Below are 5,782 nucleotides of genomic sequence, written 5' to 3' on the forward strand. Positions count from 1 at the left end.
CGAGGGCGCCGTCGTCGTGGGGGAGGGCGACCAGCCCGGACACGCCGCCGCCGGCTGTGGAGGCAAAGTCCGCCACGCCGGGCACGGTCAGGCCGCGTTCCTCGGCGCCGGCCACGATCGCGCGGGCGATCGGGTGCTCGGACCCGCGCTCAACGGCGGCCGCCAGGGTCAGCAGGACGTCGGCGGCCTGGTCCGGCGCCGTCTCGGCCACGAAAGCGCTCCGGGAGGCGCCCGTTTCGGCCACGAAAGCGGGGTCGAGGACGAGGACGTCCGCGAGCGCCATGCGGCCCTCGGTCACGGTGCCGGTCTTGTCCAGCACGATCGTGTCCACGGTGCGCGAGTCCTCGAGCACCTCGGGGCCGCGGATGAGGATGCCCAGCTGCGAGGCGCGGCCGGTGCCGGCCAGCAGGCCGACCGGGGTCGCCAGACCGAGGGCGCACGGGCACGCGATCACGAGCACGGCCACGCCGGCGCGCAGCGCGGACGGCAGGTCGCCGGTCACCAGCATCCACACCGCGAAGGTCAGCACGGCGATCCCGAGCACGATCGGCACGAACACGGCGGAGATGCGGTCGGCCAGCCGGGCCACGCGGGCCTTGCCGGTCTGCGCCTCGGAGACGAGCCGTCCCATCTGGGCGAGCGTCGTGTCCGAGCCGACGCGGGTCGCGCGGGCCACGAGCCGGCCCGAGGTGTTCAGGGTGGCGCCGGTGAGGGCGTCCCCGGGGCCGACCTCCACGGGCACGGACTCGCCCGTGAGCAGGGAGGCGTCCACGGCGGAGGTGCCCTCGAGCACCTCGGCGTCCGTGGGCACTTTCTCGCCGGGGCGGATCAGCACGACGTCGCCCGGCGCGAGGGACTCGGCGGGCACCGTGCGCTCGTCGTGGGTCTCGGGGTCGTAGAGGGTGGCCTGGGCCGCGCCCAGGTCCAGGAGGGCCCGCAGCGCGGCGCCGGCCTCCCGCTTGGCGCGGGCCTCGAGCCAGCGGCCCAGCAGCAGGAACGTGGTGATGACCGCGGCCGTCTCGAAGTACAGGCTGTGGTGGGCCATCTCCGCCATGGTCCCGCCCACGTGGGCGGTCATGTCCGGCGCCAGGATCAGCTCCACGGCCGAGAAGGAGAAGGAGACGAGCACGCCCAGGGACACGAGGGTGTCCATCGTGGACGAGCCGTGCCGGGCCGCGCGGAACGCCGCCGAGTGGAACGGCCACGCCGCCCACAGCGCCACGGGCGCCGCCAGGGCGAACGCGACCCAGCCCCAGTGCGGGAACTGCAGCGCCGGGACCATGGAGATCAGCACGAGCGGCACCGTCAGCACCGCCGCGCCGATCAGGCGCGGTGTGAGCACGTCCTCACTCGGACCGTGGGCCATGTGGTCGTGGTGGTCCACGCCGTCATGGTCCGCGGCATGCTCCTCGCCGTGCTCGGAGGTGTGCGCGTGCCCGGCGTGTCCGGCGTGTCCGGCCGGCGGGGCGGGACGGCGCACGGTGGCGCCGTACCCGGCCTTCTCGACGGCGGCCACGAGCTCCTCGTCCGAGACGCCGGCGGGCGCGGTGACGGTCGCCTGTTCGAGCGGCAGGTTCACGGACGCCGTGACGCCCTCGAGCTTGCCCAGCTTGCGCTCGACGCGGCCCACGCACGAGGCGCAGGTCATGCCGGTGACGTCCAGGTCGACGCGGCGGGTGGTCTCGGACTGCGGGCCGGCCGGGGTGGAGGAGGCGGGGTGGGTCATGGGGTCAGGCCTCCACCAGCGTGTAGCCGGCCTCCTCGACGGCGGCGCGCGCGGCGGCGGGGTCGAGGGGGGCCTCGGAGGTGACGGTGGCGGTGGAGACGCCACCGGAGTTCAGGTCCACGTCCACGGCGGAGACGCCGGCGATCTCGCCGAGCTCCTCCTGGACGGAGGCGACGCAGTGGCCGCAAGTCATGCCGGTGATCTTCAGGTCGGTGGTGGTCATCTCGAACTCCTGTCGGGGTGGGGGGAGCGACGGCGCCGGTCAGCGCAGCAGGCGGCCGAGGGCGGCCGTCGCCTCGGCGACCTTCTCGTCGATGAGCTCGGTGCGGCCCTCCGCCTCGGCCTGCACCGCGGCCTCGGCCACGCAGTGACGCAGGTGCTCCGAGGTGAGGTTCAGGCTGAGGGACTGCAGCGCCTTCGTGACGGCGGCGACCTGCGTGAGGACGTCGATGCAGTACACGTCCTCGTCCACCATGCGGTGGAGGCCGCGCACCTGCCCCTCGATGCGGCGCAGTCGCGCCAGGTGCTTCGCCTTGTCCCGGTGGACCTCGTGCGGGGGCCGGTGGCCGTCGCAGGCGTCCGCCGCGGCGGACGGGAGGGGCGAGGCGGCGGCGGGCGCCGTCGTCGTGCTGTCCGTGCTCATACCCCCTGTTCTATACCCCAGGGGGGTATAGGTCAAGGGGTCGGCCGACGCGGGTGCCCTCCTCCGGCAGCGGGGTGGCGGCTTCGCCCAGATCGGCGATCAGGCCGCGGACCTCCAGGTCCAGGGCGTCGCGCACGCCGCGCACCTGCTCGAGGCTCATGCCGCGGATCGACGGCACGGACCACTTCTGCACCTGCGCGCCCTCGGGGATCTCGAACGGATCCGCGCCGTCGAAGAGCACCACGATCTCGGCGGCCCGGAGCACGTCCGGGTCCAGGCCCTTGGTGTACGTGTGGTGCAGCGGGATGCCGATCTCGTTCATCGCCTCGAACGCGGTGGAGATGACCTCGCCGGCGGGCTCCGTGCCGGCCGAGCGGGCCCTGACCTCGCCGTGGGTGCGGTTCTCGAGCAGGGCCGCGGCCATCTGCGAGCGGCCGGCGTTGCCGTGGCAGACGAACAGCACACGCGGGTGGCGGGACTCGATGCTGCCCTGGTTGATCGCCCTGGCGCGCAGGCGCGAGGCGGCATGCTGCACCGAGATGGTCGGCAGCATCTCCGGGTGGCGGCTCGTCTCGGCGAGCTCGGCGTAGGAGTCGAACAGGAGCTGACGCACCGTCGCCTCGTCGGCCACGCCGGGGAAGCGCGCCATCAGCGGCCCGACCTCGCGCTCGAGCACGTGCGCGGCCATCCCGTGCGGCACGGGGTCCACCGCGGCGGGGATGTCCGGCGCGGCCGTCGTGTCCAGCGGCATGTCGTCCACCGCCGGTGCGTGATCGGCGTGGGGGTCCGGGGGGATGGGGGCCATGATGCGAGTCCTCCGGGGAAGGCGGTCGGTTGAACGCGAGGTGAACGGGTGCCCCCACCCTGCGACGTCGGGTGTGCCGGCGCAAGCCTTGACGGGATCCCTCCGCGCCCGACGACGCCGCTCGCCGCCGTCGGGGCGGTGGCCGAGGCCCGGGCCCGGAGCGGGGGTCCGCCGAGGTGGGAGAGAATGGGGCCATGTCTGTCCGCTCCCTGCTCCCGGACCTCGGCACCTCCGCGACCGGGGCCCCCGAGGCCGCCGTCCCCCCGTTCGCTCGGGCGGTGCTGTGGGCACACGGGGACGACGCGTGGCGGGGCGAGGGCGGCTGGACCGTGCTCCTGGACGGCCCCGACCGGCTCCGCCGACTCTCCGCGCTGTGGCAGGCCGCCGTCGCCGGGCGACCGGACCCGACGGCCCCGCTGCGGGGCTGGATCTCCTCGACCTTCGCCGACGACTCGCCTGAGCCCGCGGTCCTGCGCATCCCCGCGGATCTGCGCCGCGCCACGCCGTCCGGCGTGCGGGACGTGGCCCAGCACGTGGACGCGGACGCGCTCGCAGCCGCCGTCGCCGCGGACCGCGGAGCCCGGCTGCTGGCCGACGGCGAGGTGCCCCTGCCCGCCGACGTCGCCGACCTCGCCTGGGACGACGCCGGCTACGCGGCCGGGGTGCGCGAGCTGCTGACGCGGATGGCCGACTCGGGCGGGGAGCTGGCGAAGGTCGTGATCAGCCGCACGATGACCGTCCCCGCGGACGACGCCGACCTGTGGCGGGCGATCGGGGCCCTGCGCCGCGAGTACCCGCAGACCTGGGTGTTCGCCGTCGGCGGGCTGCTGGGCGCCACGCCCGAGGTCCTCGCCACGCGGCACGCGGGGCTCGTGGGCTCGCGGGTGCTGGCGGGGTCCATGCCGCGCGGCGCGGACGAGGAGGAGGACGCCGCGCTGCGGGAGCGTCTGGCCTCTGATCCGCGGCTGGCGGAGGAGCATCGCTGGGCCGCGCGGTCGGTGCTGGACGCGCTGGCGCCCGTCGTCGACCTCGCCGACGACGACCCCGCGCCCACCGTCCTGACCCTGCCGAACGTGCACCACCTGGCCACGTCCGTGCGCGGCCGGCTGCGGGACGGGCGGGGGACCGTGCTGGACGTGGTGGCCGCGCTGCATCCGACGGCGGCCGTCGGCGGGACCCCCACGCCGGACGCGGTGAGGGTGATCGCGGAGGTCGAGCCCGTGGACCGCGGCCGCTATGCGGGCCCGGTCGGGTGGCTCGACCAGGACGGCGATGGCGAGATCGCCCTGGCGCTGCGCTGTGGCCAGCAGGTGCCCGGCGGGGTGCGGCTGCAGGCCGGGGGCGGGATGGTCCCGGGAGCGGTGCCCGAGGAGGAGGTCACGGAGATCCGGGCCAAGTTCCTGCCGATGCGCCGAGCGCTGGGCGTCGCCGAGGACTGAGGCCTCCCGTGCCGGTCGCGCTTTCGTTCGGGAAATGGCGGCGTGTCGCGGTGCTTTCGTTCGGGAAACGGCGCCGCACGCCGGATTCGCGTGGGCGGCGATGGAACGGTGCCCAGGAGCGGAGGTGCCGGATGGCCTCATCAGCAAGGAGCGGTGACGCCGTTTCCCGAACGAAAGCGTCCTGGGGCCCGCCGTTTCCCGAACGAAAGCGTCTGGGACGCGAGAAGACCCGCCGGCCACGGCCCCTCGCGGGGCGGGCCGACGGGTCTTCGCGTCGGTGTGGGGGATCAGGCGGCGACGGCCATGGCCTCGTGGGCCGGCGTCGCGGCCTGGAGGCGGCGGGTGGCCTCGCGCTCGGCGAGGGCCGGCAGGAAGGTGGTGATGCGGGCGCCGCGCTTGAGGTCGGCGACGACCTCGCGGACGACCGAGCGGACGGTCTCGGCGGTGACGATGCCCTCGAAGCGGCGGAGGAGGGTCTCCTCGACGCGCTGGAGCACGTGGCGCTGCATGAGGGGGCTCGGGGCGGTGGGCAGGTGGTGGCTGGTCGTGTTGATGCTCACGGTGAGCACCTCCTTCGGTTGCCGGACCACGAGTCCGGCGGATCGTCGCGGCGGGGCCGCGGGTGATGAGTTCGGTGGAGTCCCGACCTCGCGTTCCGTAAACGCGAGGTGAACTGCTTGTGAACAAGTTTACAGATTTCCTCCCAGAGTGCAACTCCGTGTTCATCAACGTGACCTGAGGCACTCCGCCGCACATGCCTGCATGGCGAGAAATCGGCGCAATCATGCGGTTTTCGGATCGAGGCGCCACGAGCGGCAGGCGAACAGCAAAATGAACAGAAGGTGAACGGCACCGTTCATCTTGGCTCCCTGCCCCTCCGCCCGGTCCGGTGCGAGGCTGGGACCATGCGCCCCGACCGCCACTCCGCCCCGACCTCCGCGGCCGCCCTCGCCCGCGAGGCCGTGATCCTCGCCGGCGCCGGTGCGGCGATCCTGCTCCAGGTGGCGCACCGGCCGGTGGGGGCCGGCGTCGCCGTCCACTCCCGGTTCACCGAGGACCCGATGCGCCGGCTCCGCCACACGCTCGCCTACATCTACGCGGTCACCCTCCCCGAGGCCGCGCCGGCGCGCGACGCGGTCGTCGACCGGGTGCGGGCGGCGCACCGCCCG

7 protein-coding genes are annotated in these 5,782 nt (G+C 74.6%); 2 read left to right on the plus strand and 5 right to left on the minus strand.

Translation table 11 applies throughout. The annotated features are described in order from the left end of the window. The 4 genes from HMPREF3105_RS09430 to HMPREF3105_RS09445 all read right to left on the minus strand — a co-directional run. Positions 1–1,726, minus strand: a 1,726-nt coding sequence (locus HMPREF3105_RS09430; RefSeq protein WP_070709379.1) for a heavy metal translocating P-type ATPase, incomplete at its 3' end; no start/stop codon positions are given. Between the two features lie 4 nt (positions 1,727–1,730). Continuing rightward, positions 1,731–1,949 carry a heavy-metal-associated domain-containing protein gene (locus HMPREF3105_RS09435; protein ID WP_036316743.1) on the minus strand — a complete coding sequence of 73 codons (219 nt, stop codon included), beginning with the start codon at positions 1,947–1,949 and terminating at the stop codon, positions 1,731–1,733. 39 nt (positions 1,950–1,988) lie between these two features. Further along, positions 1,989–2,369: a metal-sensitive transcriptional regulator gene (locus HMPREF3105_RS09440; protein WP_002856860.1), complete on the minus strand. Its 381-nt coding sequence runs from the start codon at positions 2,367–2,369 to the stop codon at positions 1,989–1,991. A gap of 10 nt (positions 2,370–2,379) precedes the next feature. Continuing rightward, positions 2,380–3,174: an arsenate-mycothiol transferase ArsC gene (locus HMPREF3105_RS09445; protein WP_036316741.1), complete on the minus strand. Its 795-nt coding sequence runs from the start codon at positions 3,172–3,174 to the stop codon at positions 2,380–2,382. 194 nt (positions 3,175–3,368) lie between these two features. Here HMPREF3105_RS09445 and HMPREF3105_RS09450 point away from each other — a divergent pair, with 194 nt between their 5' ends. Beyond that, on the plus strand, positions 3,369–4,613 hold the full coding sequence (locus HMPREF3105_RS09450) for an isochorismate synthase (protein ID WP_070709381.1): 1,245 nt from the start codon (positions 3,369–3,371) through the stop codon (positions 4,611–4,613). Between the two features lie 287 nt (positions 4,614–4,900). On the opposite strand, the gene HMPREF3105_RS09455 is transcribed toward HMPREF3105_RS09450, so the two are convergent. Continuing rightward, positions 4,901–5,173 (minus strand): three-helix bundle dimerization domain-containing protein, encoded by a 273-nt coding sequence (locus HMPREF3105_RS09455; RefSeq protein ID WP_246830365.1) that lies wholly within the window; start codon positions 5,171–5,173, stop codon positions 4,901–4,903. 345 nt (positions 5,174–5,518) lie between these two features. Here HMPREF3105_RS09455 and HMPREF3105_RS09460 point away from each other — a divergent pair. Beyond that, positions 5,519–5,782 (plus strand): oxygenase MpaB family protein (locus HMPREF3105_RS09460; protein ID WP_141762486.1); only part of this gene is annotated, 264 nt, incomplete at its 3' end.

The sequence above is a fragment of the Micrococcus sp. HMSC31B01 genome, assembly GCF_001816085.1.
GTDB classification, from domain to species: domain Bacteria; phylum Actinomycetota; class Actinomycetes; order Actinomycetales; family Micrococcaceae; genus Micrococcus; species Micrococcus luteus.